The sequence below is a fragment of the Verrucomicrobiales bacterium genome, from assembly GCA_016793885.1.
Lineage (GTDB): Bacteria > Verrucomicrobiota > Verrucomicrobiia > Limisphaerales > UBA11320 > UBA11320.
In genome coordinates, this window is the sequence record JAEUHE010000160.1 from 12,230 (window position 1) to 33,294 (window position 21,065).

Sequence of the window (21,065 nt, forward strand, 5' to 3'; positions counted from 1 at the left end):
TTGCTGCATTCGTTCCCTTTCATGGGCTAGCCCTGTCAACTTGGCTGACTAGGTGTGCTGGGAGCCTGGGGATGATGGTAGGCTGCTTCCTCCTCTGCTCGTGTCGGGATCCGGGCGCCTCGGCTCCGGGTGGAGGGGGGGCTCATCGACGCCACCCTGGCGCTCTTGCCCAGGTGGGAGACACACCGATTACGGAGGAGATGTTCCGTCGGGAATGGGCTCGCCGGCATCGGCCCGTGGTCGTCTTGAAGGAGCCCACCGAGGCGGATCGGGCCGAGGTGCTGGAGGATCTGATCCGGCAGGAGACCCTCTGGGTGCGCGCTCAGGCGGAAGGTTTTGATCGATCCCCCGAGATGCAGGCACGATTTAAGGCCATGGTGGTGGGAGCTTTTCGCGAGGCGCATGCGAAGCCGCCGGCCACCGAGGTGACGGAGGAGGAACTACGGGCTCATTATGAGCTACAAAAGCCTCGGCTGCAGAGGCCCGCGGCGATCCGTGCGGCGGTCATCCTAGTGGCGGTTCCTCGCTCGGCCAGCGTCGAGAAGCGCGCTGCCGCTAAGGCCAAGGCGGAGTCGCTGGCGGAACGTGCCCTGGCTGCTGACGAGGCGCAGTTCACCGATCTGGCCCGGCTTCATTCCGACGATCAAGCGACGCGGTTTCGCGGTGGTGAACTGGGATGGTTGACCCGCGAGTCGGTTGGGCGTGACAAGGAGTTGTTCGATGCTCTTCTGGCTTTGCCGAAGCCCGGTATTCTTTCAAAGGTGATTGAGAGTCCGGTAGGGTTCCAGGTTGCGAGGCTCTTGGAGAAGCGAGAGTCCGGACCTCGCCCGTTTGCCGAGGTGCGCGACCAATTACAGCATCAGCTTCAAAACTCCCGCCGCGTGGATGCCGAGGAGGAATTTCATCAATCGCTCAAGCGTGGGTTGGCCATCGAGGTGGATCGCAGCCGGTTGGCGGCGTTGGATCTCCAGGTCCCCGCGAGCAGTCCGCCTTCTCTCCCTGGCGGTATCACGTCCACAACAACCCCATGAATTTCAAGGCATGAACGAGAACCGAACACACATGCGAGCCGCCAAGATCCGGTGGTTTGGGCGCGGAGTCGCCAAGCGCTCTGATGACCTCAGCACTGGGCGGACCATAGAAGAGTCCTGGAGACAGGAGCGGAGCACTATTCCTGTGCTGGTGGCGTTGATCTTCCTGGCCATCAGCTCCACTTCGATGTTCGGCCAGATTCTGTCGCAGAGCTACGCTCTGAGGCAGGGCTGGAACGCCATTTACCTCGATCTGACACCGACCAATACCACCGCAGAGGTGATTCTCCAGGGACTGCCGATCCTGAGCGTCTGGCGTCCCCAGGACAAAACATCCTCCGTCGAGTTTATCGCCGACCCGGCTGAACCGGTGTGGAATCGGGACCAATGGCTGGTTCACATCCCCACCAATCGAGTTGAATCGCTCGACAACAATCTTTTCCAGATCGAAGGGGGAAGGCCCTACCTCATTCAGTTGTCAGCCCCCGCTACCTGGGTGGTTTCCGGCACGCCCTATTTCGGCCCAGTGAGCTGGAAGGCGGATGCCTACAATCTCAAAGGTTTTCCGATTGACGCGGAACTGGCTCCCAGTTTTGTGGATTACTTTCATAACTCTCCGGCGCACTACTCAGCGGCGGACGGAACCCTCCAACCTATCTACCAGCTCGGCGCCTCGGGACGTTGGGAGCGGGTCGGCGACTCGGACTTAATGGATCCTCAGGCCGCTTACTGGGTGTTCTGCAAAGGGCCGTCGCAGTTCGTCGCTCCCTTGGAAGTGATCACGGACGCCCCCAACGGAGTCGACTTCGATCGCGGGCTCAAGGAAACAGTCATCCGCGTGGTGAACCGATCGGCGAACTCAATCAATGCGAGCGTCGCGGAGCAGGGTCGGGTCGGTGCGAGTGCCCTGACTCGTGGGGTGTTCGATCCCCAGCAGGGGGTCAAATGGGATCGGCTTCCGCCGATCCTGGTGTCTAGCCTCGGGGAAGGGGAATCCCTGGATCTTCGCCTGGCACCCGATCGAAGCCTGGTGCCGGATGCCGGATATGCGAGCTACCTCGACATCCGCGACAACGCCGGAACTCGCTTTTTACTGCCAATCCGAATCCGCCGTCTGGTGGTTCCTACCGGTGGCTTGCCTGCGGCCCAGGCAGCGGCTGCGAGGTTGGGCGGACTCTGGTCGGGGGTCATTTCGGTGAGCCAGGTGAGCGAAGCACACTCGGGACAGTTGGTCACGACCCAGACTTCGAAGAGCGGGGAACCGTTGCAGATCGAGCGGCGCGGAATCAGTGATGTCCCGACCCCGGTGCAGAGGACGTTTGATCTTCGCGTGCTGTTGCATGTGAGCGCCACGGGGCAGACGCGCTTGCTGCATGAGGTCTGGCAGATGTGGCAGGATGGGACCTATAAGACTGAACCCGATGGCTCGAAGGCGGTTGATAAACCGGGCCGATATGTGCTGGTCACCGAGGAATCCCTGCTGAGCCAGTTTCAGTCCGCAATTCTCAAGGATGGGCGTCCTGCCAATCGCAGGCTTAGTTCGGCGGCGTTCTACTTTCCACCGACGCCAGCTGGCAATCAGATCCAGTTGGCTGGGCTTTTTGGGATCAACCAGACCAACGTGGGAGGCTATCTGATTCCGTCCACGGATCCCCGGAACCCCTACCTCCACCGCTTTCATCCGGACCACGACAATCTCGACAATACGGAGTTTAAGGACTTCAAGCGCGAGGCCTTCGACATTTCACGTCAGTTTCAGTTCGAGTTTCGTGATTGGAACACCGCGGACGGCCCTCGCCCACCTGACTACGGCTATGCGGTGATCTCCGGCGTTTATCGCGAGACTGTGACCGGGCTGCATCGTCAGCCCATCGCCGCCCAAGGCACGTTCCGACTCCGGCGCGTGGCGGAATCCACCGAGCTTAATCCTTCTGTCCAACGCTGAACCCTCCTGTTGATCTCATGAGCCACCTTGCCAATTCTGTCCGGCCTCGCTCCGGTTTCACTCGACGAGCAGCGCTCCTTTTCGCCGCGCTCGCTTCCTTGGTCATCGGCCCTCTTACCGGCTCGGTTTCCGCCCAGATCTACGATTTGAGCAGCGGGGAGGTGACCATCAACGAAGACACTATCGCGACAGTCACCTTGAAGGTTGCGGCCTGGGGAGTCTACACCCGTGTCAATGTAAGTTCGGACAACCAGGCCTTGGTGCCGAACACGAATTTCGCAGTTACCAAGACAGGTGAATTTTATCAATTTCCCTCTAGTCGCGCGACGTTCACCATCGCTATTCGCCCGGTAGCCAATGGTGTTGGGAAGGCAGTCATTTCGATCGATGCCAACGATGGCGCCGCTGTGCATAGCCGAGCTTCCGTTACGGTCAACGTCAGTCAGGTGGAGGATCCGCCCCAGATAGCCGGGCTCAGTTCGCCGGTGGTCCTCAACGAAGACAACGGCATCGTCCTTCCCTTCACCGTCTCGGATCTTGAGGACACCTCGGGTAATTCCATTTTGGTCACCGCATCCTCTTCACAGGAAGGGTTGTTGCCGAATGTAGCCTCATTCTTGCGGGTTCAAGGTAACGGTAACCAGCGCTCACTGATCGTCAATCCAGCACCCAACCAATCGGGATTGGGTCAGGTCACGGTCTCGGCAACTCATGCCGGCCAAACGACCCAGTTCGTCTTCCAGTTGGCGGTCTTGGGTATCAATGATCCACCAACGCTGGTGGTTAGCGGAGGCAACAATCTGACCCTGACCGAAGATGGGCCTCGGGATGTTGCGATCTCAATTGCAGACGTGGACCATGCTGCCTCTCAAGTGTCATTTCAGGTCGTCTCTTCTTCGAATGCGTCCTTGCTACCCTTGGCGAATATCGGAGTCAGCGGGGCGGGTGACTCGCGGGTTTTGCGTTTGACCTCAACTCCGCACAATTCGGGTGTCAGCACGGTGCAGTTGAGAGTGACCGATCCCGCGGGGGCTTCCACAACGGTGAATCTGGCGGTCACGGTGGCCGCAGCGAACGATGCCCCGGTGGCGGGCAATCCGTGGGCGATGTCCTTCGATGGTGTCTCCGGAATGGTGATGAATTCCACCTCCGTGGATCTGCGGGCTGGATCCTTCACGATGGAGTTTTGGGCGAAGGATGCCGGGGTCAATCAAGAGCGGTGGCTGCTGACACACGGGCAATCGCCGACCCTGCAGGACCAGCAGTTGCACATCGGGTTTCGATCGAACAACCGATTCGCGTTTGATTTTTGGGCCGACAATCTCGACACGCCCTTGGGCTATACCGACTCGAATTGGCATCATTGGGCTTGCGTCTATGATCGGTCGATCCCGCGTCGGTACATTTACCGCGACGGCGCTCTCGTCGCATCGGACACTCCCGCAGGGGACTATGCTGGCGTCGGTCCCATCGTTCTCGCTTTCAGCCCCGCCACCCAGCGGTACTTTGCAGGGCAGCTCGACGAGGTCAGAATCTGGTCAACCGCCCGCAGCGAAGCTCAAATCCGATCCAATTTAAATGGGCCGATTCCTGCGAACACCGCGGGGCTCGTTGCCTACTGGCAGTTTGACGAGGGGCAGAACTTTATCGGCCTGAACTCGGTGGTGGTGGACTCCACGCCGGCTCGGCTGAATGGAATCCGGCAAGGTGGCGCGCTGTATGTTCAACGCCGGGATGACACGGGTCTCGTCTTCGATGGTGGGGCATCAGCGGTCCGGGAGCAGGGAATTGGGGTGATCGCCCCGACCACAGAGGTAACGGTCGAATTTTGGCAACGTGCCGACCGGGTTGGCGCGTTTTCCAGTTTCATCATGTCTCCCGACGTGGTGCCCAATCGGTTTCAAGCCCACGTCCCGTATCAGGACGGCACCGTCTACTGGGACTTTGGAAACGTTCTGGCGATTCCTCCGTTTCAGGGCCGCCTAACCTACACTCCTCCTGATTCTCTGATCGGAAAGTGGGAGCATTGGGCGTTTGTTGCATCGCAGTCGGGCAATTACATGAGAATTCTGCGCAATGGGGTCGTGGTGGCGCAAAAAGACGGGATGATTCCCTATATTCGCTCGGCACAATCGATGGAAGTGGGGCGCATGGCAGGTGGAATGGACGACTTCCGCATCTGGAGTGTCGCCCGAACACCGGAGCAAGTGCAGGCCGGCATGAACGCCAAGCTCACCGGCAGCGAGCCCGGCTTGGTGATGTATCTTCCTATGGATGACGCGCCCGGAGCGACGATTCGCGACCGAGCCCCCGGAGGGAGAGTGGCCACCGTGGGCACGGCTGCCTTCGGACTTCCGGAACCGGTGGCAGGATTCGGATTGCGCGTGGTGAACGAGGACACGATCACCCCGATTTATCTTCCTGGCTACGACGTGGAGTTGTTCCGGAACGAGGTGGGTGGAGTCATGACGAATGTCATTGTCACACCTCCTGCCCACGGAAGCCTGAACTTTTCGAGCGGCGATTGGGCCAATCCTGCGCGAAACCCAGTTCAGTATACCCCGACGAACAGCTACAATGGGCCTGATAGCTTTAGTTATCGGCTGGTGGATTCTCAAGGCGGCGCTTCGCCAGTGGTCACCGTCAATCTGGTGGTACAGGAGGTCAACGATGCTCCCGTGATCGTTCCCATACCGGATCTGACCGTCTTGGAGAACACGAGTACGGGACCCATCTCTGTGATCGTGACGGATGAGGACCATTCGGAATCGGTGCTGAAACTCACTGTCACGCTGGACCCTCCGAACACTTCGATCATCCCGCCTGACCCGGCGCACGTGATATTGGGTGGCAGCGGCATCAATCGTACGCTCACCCTGATCCCGGCGGAAGGCCAGGTCGGAACGGTCACCGTCACGGTAACCGCCGACGATCCAGGCCCGGATCCGAAGTCCAGCATTCCGCGGAGCTTTAAGCTGCGCGTAGATCCAAGACCGGCCTATGCACTGGTGGATCTCGGGGAATTGCAGTCCCGAAACGTCACCGCTGCCAGTGGCGTCAACGATGCGGGATGGGTGGTAGGGTATGCGCAAACGCAGAACTCGGACCGTCGTGGAATTCTGCTCCGCGGATTGAACGACACCACTGGGTTCGAAGACCTGGGAACCTTGGGCGGGAATGGGTCACGAAGTGAAGCGATCGGGATCAACGCCCTCAATCAGGTGGTGGGATACACCATCACCTCAGCTGGCTCCTCTCGTGAGGCGACCCTCTGGAAGGATGAAACGCTGGGTAGCCTTCGAACCGTACTCAACCCCCTCGGTGATGACAGTGTGGCAATGGCATTGACCGACCTTGGCGACATAGCAGGACATCTGCGCGCCGGGGCGAATCGACGTGGCTTCAGGATTCTGACCGGCAGTGCACCAGCCTCGCTCAGTCCGCTCGGCGGGTTCCCTCATTCGGAAGCCTACAGTCTCAATCTCTCGGGAGCCGCGGTCGGTGTCAGTTACTCCACCGGCGGTAATGAAACGGCTACCTTGTGGCCCGCCACTTCCGCGACGGCCTCGGCCATTGGCGTTCCGAGTCAACATTTTAGCAGTCGGGCGAATGGCATCAACGACAGTGGACTGATCATCGTCTCCGCCGCGACCACCGCGGACCCGGCAACTAGCCGACGCCGTGGGTTCCTTTATCAAAACGGGTCGTTTACCCCTCTTGGAACGTTGACCGGCGGCTCGAATGCCGAACCGTTCGCCATCAACTCCTTTGGACAGATCGTCGGCACTGCGACCAAAGGAGGCAGCGACGGCGCGGGCGTCTCGGTGGCCTGGCTGAGGACAGCCGCCCAGAATTATGACTTAAACGACCTGATCTACGATGCTCGGACCTTCAAATACGACGCCGGCAAACATAAGCTTCGCGAAGCCCGCTTTATCAGCCGTAACGGGACGATTGTGGGCGTGGGAAACCTCGAAGGTCGCGATCACGGGTTCTTGGCCTTGCCGGCTTGGGTGATCGGGCGTCCGATTGCTGCGCCGGAAGGAGCCGTCACTCGTCGTCCGGAGATTGAGATTCTGGACGGCGCGAGCGACGACAACCAAAACAACGCGTTCTCCTGGAACCTAGCCGAGAAGCGGCTCTACGCGATTCGACCGGTGACGGCTCGGCTCAAGTGGTTCAAATCCTTCGAAGATTTGGTGGGATCAGGAACCAACCTCACTGCCAACACCGATCGGATTGTAACCGTCGGCATCACCGTCTGGCCAAAGGTCCCCACCTATCACGTTGCGGGTAGCCCGGTGATACTGGACCCTGCCGTGCCGACTCCGGAGTATACCTTTCAGGGAATCGAGTTTACCGCTCCCGGTTCCACTCCGCGCGTGGACCCAACCTCCAAGACCTTTAATGCGGACACGGACGGGTTCACCGTGCTTCATTATTTGAAAACCTCCGGGGGACAGCCCTCGCCCTCGACTCAGAGTCCACATTACGAAGTGGTGCGGACGATTCTTTGGAACAACCCTACATTTTTGGACGAGCGCAGCGCAGTGGTAGGCGATGTCCTGGCAGATCTCCCCGTGGAATCTGATCCGGGACATCAGGATTACGCAGGCCGGACCGGTTATGTGCTGCAGGAATTGGCTCCCTACGACGGATCCGGACCAGATCGCGCCTACGATCGCAACACGCGCTCGGGCGACATTATCCCGGTGAACCGGGACACCGGAGCGACTTCCGACGATCTCGTGGTGGTGTGGTATCGCATGAATTCGATCGGCGTCGCTTGGGCGTCGCGTCCCGCACGCTATCGCCTCGACTGGCCTTCTGATCAGGTGGTGTCTCAAATCGTGATTGCCAGTGAAAAAGGCTCGGGGCCGCTGCCGCCTGACACCTATGCGAGCCCACGTGTTTATGTTCAGGATGATCCTCGGCTGCCGGGGCTGAACCCCAACGAGGAACACGCCCTGATTGTCCCTTCGAATAAAGGTTCGGGTCTGGCGTTGTTCGCATTGCGAAATGATCTGAACGAGCGACTGAGCCCCGTAATTTCCTTGCCGTATGCGTTGCTCAAGTATCGCAGTCCCGAAACAGGCCGGTGGAAGATGAAGGTTTACAAGGTGCTGGCGGAAGACGAAAATAACACCTTCCGATACACGGCAACTGCCGGAACGGAGATCCAGCCTCCTTATCCGTTGTCCCTGCTCCAGCCTCTCTCCGCCAAGTCGGTGGGTGTTTCCGGCCCATGGTGGCGCGATTACAAAAATCGAATTTACGCCCGAGCGGCGGGTGTTGAAGGTGGCGAGACGAACATTGTCATCCGCTGGTTCTATCCCCTCCAGCCCGACTTCTATTACGACATCAATCAACCTGCGGGTGCGGATGCGGCGGCAGGGGACGCGGTGGCTTGGTTGGATCGCCGACTGGGGAAGGAACTCACTGCTCCGAACGACGGCGCGGGCACACAGGGAACCCCGATTGATGTGACCTACACGGTCTCCTGGCCGTCAGCGAAGGTGCTCCGCATCGGTGAGACGCTCGTTCGTGCCAAGAACGACCTCCCGGCGGTGGGTGACATGGCGAAGGTTCAGCCGATCTACGATGATCTCAACCCGACTTGGGATCCGCTGGCGGACAATGCGACTGCCCCCATCAATTCTCTAGCGCGCCTCTACGACCCGATCACTCCCCGCGTGGTTAAACTTGCGCCTGGTCAAACCATTCCATCGTCCATCAAGCAGGCCAATCGAAACGGCAAGACTTTCTTCTTGGACTTGCCGCAAACCTTGCAGACTCGCTTTAAGTATGATCCCGATCTGAACGCCCTCACGTTCTCGGGCATCTACGACGCGGATAGCTTCCCGGCTGCGGAGCCCATTCTGCTGCCGAATGTTCTGTCATCGCGTGAGCTGGATCGACTGAAGGCGTTGGCTCCCGGGGATTCGAAGTGGGTGGCCTCGGTGCAGGATCTTTTCCGGCTCACTCGAAATCCGAATCGCGTGGATCTGGATGGTAGGACCGACGGAAAGCCAGATGGCATTCCTGATTCCGCCCTACGGCTTGGGTTGATCAATCAGTATTCCTACACCTATCAAGCAGTTGTCACCGACGCCGGGAGTTTGAGGACGACGACGAACACCCTGAACGGAACGACATTCGACACTAACGAGGTCGCTTCGCTCCGAGCCTTCCGTGTGGTAGGCACCAACGTGGTGGTCGAACCGCTCGGCGGACAGCTTAAAGCCCTTACCGCAGGGCTGGGTGGGCTTCCCGCTGGCGTTCCTCGGCCAGGAAATGCGCTCAGTTTTGACGGTGTCGATGACCAAGCAGACTTGGGAAGTGCGATCGACCTAACCGCGCGACCATTCACCATCGAGTTTTGGGCCAAGCGCACTCAATTCAACCGCGCCTCCACCATTCTCAGTCAAGGCGAGTCGGTGCAACCCGGCGCCGCACTCCGGATTGGGTTTCAGGCCAATGAGCGCCTGGCGTTCAGTTTCGGTGGGCGCGATTTGGAATCGACGACTCAGATCACCGACACCAACTGGCACCATTTCGCGTGTGTTTTTGACAATACTTCCGCGGAACGCCGCATCTATCGTGATGGCGTTCTGGACATGGTCGAAACCAACGCACCGTCCTACACTGGATCTGGCTTGGTTCGATTGGGTTACAGCGGACTTTTGAGAACCTATTTCCAGGGACAAATTGATGAACTTCGTGTTTGGAATGTCGCCAAATCCCTCTTTGCGCTGAACCGGGATCGAGTGAAGCGCTTGACCGGCAATGAAGATGGCTTGGTTCGATACTTCCGCTTCGACGAAGCCTCTGGGACAAGCATTACAGACGCCGGCGCCGCGGCCCAGGATGGAACTTTGCTCGGAGGGCTCACCCGTGTTGTCTCCCAAGCACGCGCGGGCATCCCACCGCGGTATCTAACCCTGGTGGAGAACAATGATCCGGCTCTTGGTTCGCTGCCGGTCAGCTTGCACATCATCCGCATCGAGGACGGTCCCTTCCTGGGAGACTTGAAGGTGTTCCTGCCGGACAATGCGTTCGATGAGAGACTCACGTTGCGGCATAGTAACGATTTCGGGGCGGATCCCGATCCGATCGGTTTCGAATGGTACTATCACCCCTCGGATGAGAATTACGACCCTTCGAACCCGGCGATGCTGCCTCAGGTCGGACCCAACGGAGCCATCGCGAACCTGAACGGCTGGATTCTTTACAGCTCCGGCCAGGGTGTGAACGACATCACCTTGGGGGAATCGGGAGAGTCGGGAATCTTCGCGATCACCGACAATTACTGGATCGGACGGTATCGCGGGTATCAGGTTGGCATCAACGACACGAACACCTGGAGCGACTGGGTGGGCGATCCAGCTGGAAAGACCTTTCCGATCCCGGCGTTGGGCGAGGGATGGGTCAAACGGGTGATTCGCAGTCTGAATCCGTTTGATCAACGGTCAAAAGATTTCCACACCGCGTCGGTTAACACGTATTCGTCGATGATTGTTCAGGCTGGGCCTCGCTACGAGGGGCCGATCGCGCTGAATCCCGATGCTGCCAAGCTTGATGGGGTCGGATTGATCGAGATCTACAGCACGGTGTTGGATGTGGCCGGCAAGAAGAGCATCAATGCCGCTAGACCGGTGAACTACAATCCGGCGAACAATGCTCTCCTCCTCGCCTCCAGCCGCATCAGTGATCTTTACATGCTCCTCGGCAATGAAGCGTATGCCGACGCGCTGGATCCCACGATCGGGTTCGGCACGGCCAGTGGGGAGTATGGAAGCCTAGCTTCTTCCATTTTTGCATTCCAAAATCAGCTCGATTCTTCGATCGACGAAGAACTGTCCTTGCTCCGGGGCCGCGATACTTCCGGCAGCGGTGTTCAGTCACGACCGGTGTATAATCGTTTGCTCTGGAACTTCACCTTGGGTGAGGGCGAGGTGGCTTACCAGCAGACGTACAACATCTTCGATCAGAACAAGGATGGCTTCGTTGACGAGCGGGATGCCAAAGTTCAATACCCACAAGGACACGGCGATTCCTGGGGGCACTATCTAACCGCCATCACCACCTATTACTCCTTGCTGCAACACCCCTTCTTCACCTGGGTCCCACGGGCCGAGGCCGTGACGGTTGGAGGCCAAGGCGTGCTGGTTGATTTCCTCGATGAGCGAAAGTTCGCCCAAGCCGCTTCGGCGCGCGCCAAGGCGGGACGGGATATTGTAAACCTCACTTACCGTCGTTTCTATGTCGATGACCCAGCTGGCCAATGGCAGGGTTACAAGGACACTGACGCCGACCGAGCCTGGGGTGTCAGCGAGTGGGCGGGGCGTGCGGCGCAAGGCGCCTACTTCGATTGGCTGACAGCGAACGCCATTTTGCCCGCCGTCGATACTAACCCCGCCCATACAGGCATTGAGAAGATCGACCGAACCACGGTTGCCGAATTGTCCGAGATTCCCGCGCAAGCGGCCGACATTCAAGGGATCCTGGATCAAGCGGACGAGGGGCTGAATCCCCTCGGCTTGGCCAAAGGCGCGGTGCCTTTCGATATCGATCCAACCTTTCTGGAGGTCGGGTCTACGGCTCAGATCGGGCGTCGAGCAGTGCAGGGCCTGACTCAGTTCGATCAGATTCTCGAGCGCGCCATCGCGGCTATGAAGAACGCTGTGAACGTTTGGGATCAAGCCAATCGTGCGACCGAGCTGCTGCGCCAAAACCAGGACAGTCAGAATGAGTTCAGCAACAACCTCATCGATCAGGAGAACGACTATAAGAATCGGCTGATCGAAATCTTCGGGTATCCCTACGTGGGGGACATTGGGCCGGGCAAAACCTATCCGAACGGGTACGATGGTCCTGACTACTTCCACTACATGTATGTGGACAACACGGCAATCGATACGGCGAGCTCTCCGAAAGGATCCGGATTCAACGCCTTTTTCACACCCATCCAAACGGAGCCTGGAAAATACAACTACACGTTTGGTGGTGACTCGAAGGTGGATGATCCCAATATTCTGGAGACTGACGTGCTGTCCGTAATCTATCCGCTCTCGACCGACGATTACGGTTTCAGAGCTCCGACCACCTGGGGCTCACGGCGCGCTCCCGGTGAACTCCAGTTGGCACTGTCCGATTGCGTGCAAGCGAACGCCAGTCTGCTCGATGCGCTGCAGAGTTATGGCAGTCTAGTCTCCGATATTCAAGCAGCGGTCGCCCTGCTGGAGGCTCAGAAACGATTGAACTCAAGTGTGATCACCGCCAAGGCCACTCAGCTGGGTTTGGTCTCGGCTATCAACGTCTCAATCGGGGTCATGAACGCCGTGGAAACGAACCTCCGTCGGGTCAGCTCAACGGTCCGCGACGTCAATGATGGGTTGAAGGAGGCGCTCCCGAAGGTGATCGGTCTCGCCTTTGATGTCTCCTCGTTGGCACGTGGGGCGATTTCCATTGCCACCAGTGGCTCGATACTCGGCATGGAAACGGTCGCAGACAATCTGGGGGTTGCCCAGAACGCTCTCGATCTCTCGAAGGAGGTCATTGGATTGTCGACCGACCTGGCGATTGATGTGAAGACTCAGGACTTTGAGGTGCTTCAAAAGATCAAAGAGATCGAGCACATGATGCGTGACGAGTACAACCTGCGCATCCGCTGTTACCAGGAGGCCGAGGTGGTTCGCCAAAACTACGGCAGGTATAAAGCCAAACTGGCTGAGGGCGCACGCCTCATCGAGGAACGCAAGGTGTTCCGCACTCGCGCAGCTGCTTCTACCAGTCGAGCGCGCTACGAGGACATGACCTTCCGCATCTTCCGCAACGATGCCATTCAAAAATACCGCGCTTCATTCGATCTTGCCGCAAAGTATGTCTACCTGGCAGCGAACGCTTACGACTTCGAAGTAAACTTTGGAGCACAGGACAATCGGTCTGCTGGTCGGTTCCTGACGGATATTGTCCGTCAGCGATCCCTCGGCCAGATGGTCGACGGCAACCCGGCGGTGGGTCAGCCCGGCTTGGCTGATTCCCTGGCGCGCCTGGAGGCAAACTGGGGCGTGCTTAAGACGCAACTCGGGGTGGTTCAGCCCCAGATTGCCGACACCCGCTTCTCGGTTCGTGAGGAGCTGCTCCGGATTTCCGGCGATGCCTCTAATTCGAGCGCAAACCGCAATTGGCAGCGGGCTCTAACCCAAGCCCGCATTCCTGACCTGTGGGCTCTGCCTGAGTTCAGGCGTTTTTGTCGGCCGTTTGCACCGGAGAGCGCCGGCCCGCAACCCGCCATCGTGCTGCGCTTTCCCACCAAGATTGAGTTCGGTTTGAACTACTTCGGCTGGCCGTTGTCGGGAGGCGACTCCGCGTATGATCCGTCGCAGTACTCCACCAAGATCGCCCGGGCTGGCGTTTGGTTGAGTGGCAGCGACGGAACCCGCGTGTCGCAAACCCCACGGGTTTATCTGGTGCCGGTGGGGCTGGACGTTCTTCGAGTGCCGACCGGAAGCGACCTGCTCACGCGTGAGTTCCGGTTGGTGGACCAACTCATTCCGCCCCCGTTCCCGATCGGTGCGACCGATCTGAAGAACCCGGATTGGATTCCCACGGCCGATTCCCTGGGTGGCAACTTCACTCAAATCCGACGGTACGGCTCCTTGCCGGCGCGACATGATGCCGGGATCTACGCCGAACAGGATCTGACGAACGACACCCGCCTGATCGGACGCAGCGCCTGGAACACCGACTGGATGCTCATCATTCCAGGGGGCACCTTGTTGAATGATCCTGACGCGGGCCTGGATGCCTTCATCGACTCCGTCTCGGATATCAAGATCTACTTCCAAACCTACAGCTACTCTGGACTGTGATGAATACTCAACCCGTGGATACCATGATTCCTCACCAGGAGATCTCGGCCGAACGTGATCGTCGCAGTTCGGCTCCCACCAGCGGTGGCTTTTCCATCGATCTCGTTTCCCGTTGGATCTTCGGACTGGCCTTGGCGCTGACGCTCGGGTCGGCGCCGACCTACGCCGGACTGCCTGAACCCGACGCCGTCGTCTATGGGGCCATTGCCCTGGATGGCCGGTTCGTGAAGGCGACCGATACCACGGTGGTGGTCGACCTGCGGGCCACGCCCGATGGCCCTGTGCTGGCCTCGTATCGAATGGGTGCCAGCCCGCGGGCGGGTGATCGCTACGTTCTGCGCATCACCACCGAGTCCTCCGCGCCGGTGCTTCAACAGAATACAGTCCCGCTTGGTTCCACTGTGCTGCTGACCCTTCGCGATGCCTCTGGCCCTAGGGACACGACCACCCTGAGCATTACCAATCGCGGCCAGTTCATCCGTTTTGATTTCGGCGATGTGGATACGGATGGGGATGGAATGAGCGACCGCTACGAGCAGCAGTATTTCGGAAGCGCGACCGGTGGTAGTCCTAATGCCGATCCTGATGGGGACGGCCGCCCGAACCGGCGCGAGGCACAGCAGGGCACCAATCCGCTGCGGGCCGATGGACGGCATCCGGCGGATCTTGCGCCGATGGATGATACGCTGACGATCAAGGAGGTCACCGACTACGCCTTGGCTTGGCAGCTGGGGGCTGCCTGGAGCATCGAGCCGACCAATATCCCGATCGCCTACGTCACTCGGGCTGGCGCCTTGTGGAAGGGCGGGGAGCGTTATGGTTTTGATAATGATCCTGCCACTAACGCTCCGAACTGGTGGGTCAATCTCGCTTCTCCACCCGCAGCAGTTCCTGCGCTGGCGGGTGACTCCGGGGTTGGTCCCGTCGATAGTTGGGCTCGAACCGAGGCTCCGGCGCGTTACTCGAATGGTGTGCCGTTCGTCGTGAAGACCCAGGTGCAACCCATTGAAAGCGTGAAGGTCTACGCAGTCGAGGATCGCATTCCCGAAGGATGGCTGGTTCGCAACATCAGTGCGGGAGGTCGCTTGGATCGGGTCAACCGCAAGATCAAGTGGGGGCCTTTCTTCGATGGCTCGGCACGCGAGTTGACGTATCAGCTCGTCCCCACTTCCGAACTGGTGGCCGCGGTCCGTTTGGCTGGGGTGGCATCCTTCGATGGTTCGGATGTGGATATCGCCGGATCGCGGGTGATGACGGGGTCGGATCCGGCCGCTCGGCTGGCTCTTTCGTCCACCGGCGCGGGTCAGGTTCGAGTGGCTGTGCGAGGCGTCCCGGGAGTCGCCTACCGAGTGGAGCGATCCTCGGATCTGAATCAGTGGGTGTTGTGGAAGACCGTTCTCATGGATTCGGCGTCGGCCGGCGAGGCGGTTTGGACGGAAGCGATTGAGGGTAACACCGGCTACTTCCGTGCGGTTCCTGAACTTTGATACGCCCTGGTTGCTGAAGTGGGTGAGCCGAGCCTGCTCCTGAGTTCGAACACGGCCGTCCCCACTCGCCTCACCAGTCGCCCATGATGACATGACTGCCAACCCGACCAGCCACTTAAAGGCCGGCAGGGGATCGATCCCCAACCGGTTCCAGGGGGTTCGTCTCGCCTGCTTTTGTGCCGGTTTGATGACCGCCTTGCTTGGTTCGGCGAGCCAGCTTGAGCGATCGCTGCCGGAGTTTTATCGTCGCTCGACCCCGGTCTCTGTGACGCTGGAAACCGTGCCCGCCCCTGAGGTTCGCGTCTATGCCGTCGAGGATGTTCCGCCTCCAGGCTGGGCGATCGAGGAGATTTCCGACGGAGGATTTCGCGATCCGGTGAGCGGCAAGGTCAAGTGGGGCCCCTTCTTCGACAGTCAGCCTCGGCAACTGCGTTATGCCGCGCGTCCCGAGGGAAACTATCCGTCGGAAGCGGGATGGTCGGGCGTGGGGGTCTTCGACGGCGCCGTGGTTGAAACCCTGGGACGGACCACAGCGCGCCTTCGTTCCGGCGCCGTCGTGTGCTCCCTGCCGGAGTTCTATCCGCCCGGCCAGCTGATTCAACTGGTGTGGGACGTCACCCCTGATCCGAGTGTTCGAGTTCACGCTATCGAGGATCTGCTCCCTGCCGGGTGGACGGTTCAGGCGATCTCTGGAGGCGGAGCCGCCGATCCGGCCACTGGCAAGTTGAAGTGGGGTCCCTTTTTTGATGCCCAAACGCGCCGACTGACATGCTCGGTACGATCTCCATCGGACGATCTGGCCAGCCATGTGTTGAGCGGCAGCGCCTGGTTCGATGATCGGGAGCAGGCTATCGAAGGGCAGCGGACGCTGTTCGTCGAGCCCAGCACGGTGGAGCGGATCTTGCCGGGACAGCATACCTCCGGCGTTGGGTTTTGGGTCACCAATGTTGTCAGCCCGGCCACATGGGTGGTGGGTTATGCGGTGGAGGATGGAATTCCGGCTGGCTGGACGGTGGCATCCGTGAGCGACGGGGGGGTATTCGATGTCACGCGGGGGCGAGTGAAATGGGGTCCGTTTGCCGATCGGTTGTCGCGTCGGTTGGTATATCGAGTGACGCCCCAGTCTGATACGGGCCAATTTGAAGGCCTGGCACGGTTCAACACCCAGGATGTTTTGATCGGGGGAGATCAGCTTTCCCTCCCTTATCCCAGTGGGCTGACGCGTTTGATGGCGGAGCGATTCCAAGCGGGAGTGACGTTTTCAGTGACGAATCGGGCGGAACCGGCTCCGGGCATTCATGCCTATGCGGTGGAAGAGTGGGTGCCGGTGGGATGGAAGGTGATGAGCGTGAGTCATGGCGGTGGATGGGACTTGTTGAACGGGAAAATCAAGTGGGGCCCCTTCAATGATGGCAATTCGCGCGACTTGGTGGCCATCTTGACCCCTCCCCGCGGTTCTCCTCCCGTGGTCCCATTCACGGGGAGCGGCCAATTTGACGAGACACCCGTAACGACGGCGGGTGTGACCGAGACCCGGCTGAGAGTGGGGGAGATCGCGCGATCGGTTCCGGAAGTGGTTTCTTCCGCCTCGGCCTTCCCGGTTCGCCTCCAAGTCATCCCCGCCGCTGGCGTTGAGGTGTATGCGGTTGAGGAGACACCTCCATCGGGTTGGACAGTGTCGGCGGTGAGCGATCAGGGAACTTTCGATTCGGCGACCGGACGAGTGAAGTGGGGGCCCTTTTTTGACGGCGACCTGCGGACTTTGAGCTATCAGCTGCTGCCTCCTTCGGGAGCTGGGGAAATCACCGGTCGATTTGCCGGCTATGGATTTATAGACGGGATCGAGGTGCAGGTGGGCGGCGATTCGGTGACGCGGGTGACGGGCCAGACCGCAACCGTACGCTTGCTCATTCAGAGCCTCAGTGAGACTCAGGTTCAGGTCGAAGTGGTGGGTGTTGCTGGGACTGCCTATGCGATCGAGGCGAGTTCAGACCTGGTGGCTTGGACAGGATGGGCAAGCGGTATTGCGGACGCGGCTGGATCGCTCAAACGTTTGGATGCGGTGCGGCCCATCGCACGCTTCTATCGGATCCGATAGAACAGGCGGCCCTTTCCAGGACCGCCTGTTCGGAGGTTGTCCTCGTCGTGCTATTGTGCGCGGAGCTCCATCGCGAAGGTGCTGCCTGCGGCTGGAGTAAAATCAATGCGATACCCCTGGCTGAACTCAGCCGGCAGCGCACTGATTGTGACGTTCCCTTCCTGAAGCGGGACGATGAGCAAACTGCCCGCCATCAACGTCCCATCTGGCTGCAACACCGGGAGCACCGGCACTTGGAGCTGGACGACGGCCCGCACGCCGGCCGCCACCGTCCAGGCGTCCTGGATGCGCAGGGTGTCGCCGACATACTCCAGGTTTCGGATCCATTCCTGGACTGAGCCCGTGTTCGCGGTGAAGGCATTCGACAAATCAGCGGATACCGAGACCTGGCTTCCGCTCGTCGTGTAGGTCATCGAAGATTGCGCACTGTCGTCCGGGTTCTGCTGAATCGCCGTACCATCAGGCCGCTCAAAGCGCACTGTGTTGTGAAACCAGGTTTCTTGATTGATGCCGCTGTGCGACCAGATGTTGGGCGTGACAGCCAGCCAGTCCCCCTTGAAGAAGGTGAATGAACCCTGATCCTGGTGCGCGTGGGATTGGTCGTATTTGCCGGCTACGAACGATAGCCAGGATGCGTCCGTGGTCCAACCAGAGCGGGCGAACAGAACCCCAGCGCCGGCGGCATGGTAGACTCGTTCCGTCGGCACGGATGGAACGTCGGTCAAGGGCAGCAAATCTCCCAAGAGGTTGAAGGCCTGGCTCACGCCATTGACCGAGTTCTGGTTCAGCCACCACGTGCCGCGCTGGGCCTCAGGTGTGCCCGGGTTGAGTGCCACTGCCGTATGGACCAGGTTTTCGTGGTAGTCAAACAGGTCGGGCATGGATGAGCGGGATTGATCCCCGATCGGGGCGAAACGGTCCAGGGTAGGAACCGTGGCATGAACCCAGTAATCGATCGTCTCGCGGGTGTGGCTGGTGAGTGACGATAAGTCCTCGCCCGTCGAGTCCTTCCAGAGGAGATAATTTTCGAAGAGATCCTTCTGGGCCGTTCCGTAGCCCGTTCCTTCTCGAGACCCTCCACCTGGCAGGGCCGCGTAGTAGTCGATGAGCCATGGGTATTTTTCCGCCTGAAGGAAGGTGAGCTGGGGGCTGCTCTGGGTTGCCAGGGACCAGAGCATGGTCGCGCGCAGGAAGTGGAAGTGGTAGTTGTTGCCCGGGTCACAGATCGACCATCCTGTCCACGGGTGAGCCACGTTGCCCCAGGTTGCCTCCGATGGATGCCAGAGATTGTAGAGGGACTGATTGGCGAATGTTGCCCAGCGTTCCTGCTGCGAGATCGTCAGCCGATCGAATCCAGAATCGTAGGCCAGCGCCAATTGTTCCAGGTACCAGCCAATCTCCAAGTAGGAATCGCCCGCGATGGCGGGGGTTCCGCCTGCGGCGATGTCTTCCTCGGCTTCACTCACAAAGGACTCAACACGGGCGATGGCGTCATCGATGTAGACCGGGTTGCCGGTAATCCGATACATCATTACCGACGAAACGGCTGAGTAGGCGTAGGGAGGATTCCCCGCGACGGCTTGATTCGCCGCATCGCGGAATCGTGCGAAAGCCGTCGAGTTCTGATCGGCTTGGGTGTAGGCAGTCAGGGAGATGAACGGTCGCACCGTGGGCAAGTTGTAGGCGAAGCCAGGATAGCCTGAGCTGCCGGGTTCTGGAATCGGACAGCCGATGGAACCACCACCACCGCCACCACCACCACCACCACCGCCACCACCACCGCCACCACCGCCACCACCGCCACCACCACCGCCACCGCCACCGCCGCCACCACCACCGGTGGGGGGAAGTTCCACGATCTCGAGATAAGCTGCGGCCTCGTCGAGAGTGAAGGACACTGGATCGCCGCCTTCCTGGTAGAGGCGAAGATTGACCGATTGCAATCGTTTAGCCGGGTCGATCGCCACTTCGGCGCTGACCACACCTTTATCTCCGATGGCTCCCGTGACGGCGGAACAATGGATTTCCGTGGAGCCATCAGCAAAGTAGACCATCGCACAGAACTGCAGGTCGGACGAGCTGTGAACATCCGAACGAGCGTGGGCTTGGACCTGGAAGTGACTGGCGAGCCCGCCGTTGAAGTCGTAGATCCACCAGACATTGTTGCCGTAGCCATTGATCGATACGCTTAGGCTGCTCGCGCCCTCCAGCGGGGCGATGGCCGATTGCATCACGAGGCTGGAGGAATCCTGTGCAAAGAATCCCGAAACCCCCGACTCGAATCGAGGATCGGCGAGCAGGTTGACTTGCGTGGGGGGAGGGACGATGCGGGTCAGCTCGACGATCTGCGTGGAAGACCGGCCGACGAGATCGGTGGCTGAGATGGTAAACGAGTTGACACCTTCGATGAGGCTTACGGGTGCGGAGAAGGTTCCGTTGATCTCGAGGCCGACCTCCTGGTCGTTGATGGTCACTGTGGCGATCCCGGAGGCCACATCCGTAGCCGCTCCGGAGATGATGAACGAATCAGACTCCACCTCGATGCTGCCTGCCGGTGAGGAGATGGACAGCTGCGGTGGCGTCAGATCCAGGTTGAAGGTTTGGGTGGGTGTCGTGGCATTGCGCGCGCGATCCAGGGCGGTCACGTTGATGGGCTGCTGGGCACCTTCGACGGAGAGGATTATGGGGGGCGGGCAGGAGTAGACTCCCGAGAGCGCATCGGAGCACCGGAATAGGGCTGTCACGGGAGCCGTGTACCAGCCGCTGACATCTGGGGGCCGGCTCAACGTAGTGGTAAGGGTTGGTGGGGTGAGATCGATATGAAATTTTGCGGTGACGGTAGAGGACAGGCCGACGTTGTCGATGGCCGTGCCGGTTGCGATCTGATCTCGGCCTTCGCTCCAGAAGAACTGATCCTCCGGACAGTTGGCGATGCCAGAGCCCGCGTCGGTGCACGTGAAGTGGGCAGTGACGGGTGCGTTTCGCCATCCGCTACCCGTCTGAGCGGGCAACACGGACACGGTGATTCTGGGCTTGGTGGTATCGATCTTGATGCCGGCGAGCTGCACCGAGCCGACATTGCCAGCTAGATCGGTGGCGCGTCCGGTGGCGGTCGTGTTGTTGCGATCCGTCGTGTAGGTGATCGGGGCAGTCAGACTTCCAGGAAGAATCCCAGAGATCGCATCGGACGCTGCAAACGTGACTGTGACCGGCTCGCTCACCCAGCCATTCGCTCGTGCTTCGGGGACGCGGATGGCGGTGAGGGTGGGAAGGGTCTTGTCGATGTTGACGGAGAGGCTGGCGGACGCGGCATTGCCCGCCCGGTCTCTCACGGTTGCGGTGGCCACCTGGCCTGCTCCTTCGGTGGTGAGGACTTGGTCTGGTGGAAATGCGGCGATGCCGCTTCCGCCGGGATCAGCGGAGGGAAACCGCACACGCACATTCGCACGATACCAGCCATTCGAGTTGGGCTGGGTGGTCGGGATCGCCTGGATGGTGGGGGGGGTGGTGTCGGACACCTGCGCTTGAGCGACGTTGAGTCGCGCGGTTGCGATGAGAGTGATGGCTCCTAAAGCTTTAATCAACAACAGACTCCAGCGGGATAACGCCTTGTCCTGGTCCCCTAGACGG

General features: G+C 59.8%; 6 protein-coding genes. 5 read left to right on the forward strand and 1 reads right to left on the reverse strand.

Going from position 1 to position 21,065, the window contains the following annotated elements; genetic code table 11:
• Nucleotides 1-173 precede the first annotated feature (173 nt).
• The 5 genes from JNN07_18545 to JNN07_18565 all read left to right on the forward strand — a co-directional run bounded on the left by JNN07_18545 (nucleotide 174) and on the right by JNN07_18565 (nucleotide 17,435).
• Nucleotides 174-1,031 (forward strand): peptidylprolyl isomerase, encoded by an 858-nt coding sequence (locus tag JNN07_18545; GenBank protein ID MBL9169745.1) that lies wholly within the window; start codon nucleotides 174-176, stop codon nucleotides 1,029-1,031.
• Between the two features lie 10 nt (nucleotides 1,032-1,041).
• Complete coding sequence (locus JNN07_18550) at nucleotides 1,042-2,976, forward strand: hypothetical protein (protein MBL9169746.1); 1,935 nt, start codon at nucleotides 1,042-1,044, stop codon at nucleotides 2,974-2,976.
• A 17-nt stretch (nucleotides 2,977-2,993) separates the two neighbouring features.
• Nucleotides 2,994-13,850 carry a hypothetical protein gene (locus JNN07_18555; protein MBL9169747.1) on the forward strand — a complete coding sequence of 3,619 codons (10,857 nt, stop codon included), beginning with the start codon at nucleotides 2,994-2,996 and terminating at the stop codon, nucleotides 13,848-13,850.
• On the forward strand, nucleotides 13,850-15,337 hold the full coding sequence (locus tag JNN07_18560) for a hypothetical protein (GenBank protein ID MBL9169748.1): 1,488 nt from the start codon (nucleotides 13,850-13,852) through the stop codon (nucleotides 15,335-15,337). The genes JNN07_18555 and JNN07_18560 overlap by 1 nt, the downstream gene beginning before the upstream one ends.
• 91 nt (nucleotides 15,338-15,428) lie before the next feature.
• Nucleotides 15,429-17,435 carry a hypothetical protein gene (locus JNN07_18565; protein MBL9169749.1) on the forward strand — a complete coding sequence of 669 codons (2,007 nt, stop codon included), beginning with the start codon at nucleotides 15,429-15,431 and terminating at the stop codon, nucleotides 17,433-17,435.
• Nucleotides 17,436-17,485: 50 nt separating this feature from the next.
• Here the strand turns inward: JNN07_18565 and JNN07_18570 are convergent, their stop codons facing one another.
• Nucleotides 17,486-21,019, reverse strand: a complete 3,534-nt coding sequence (locus JNN07_18570) for a hypothetical protein (GenBank protein MBL9169750.1) — start codon at nucleotides 21,017-21,019, stop codon at nucleotides 17,486-17,488.
• Nucleotides 21,020-21,065: the final 46 nt, after the last annotated feature.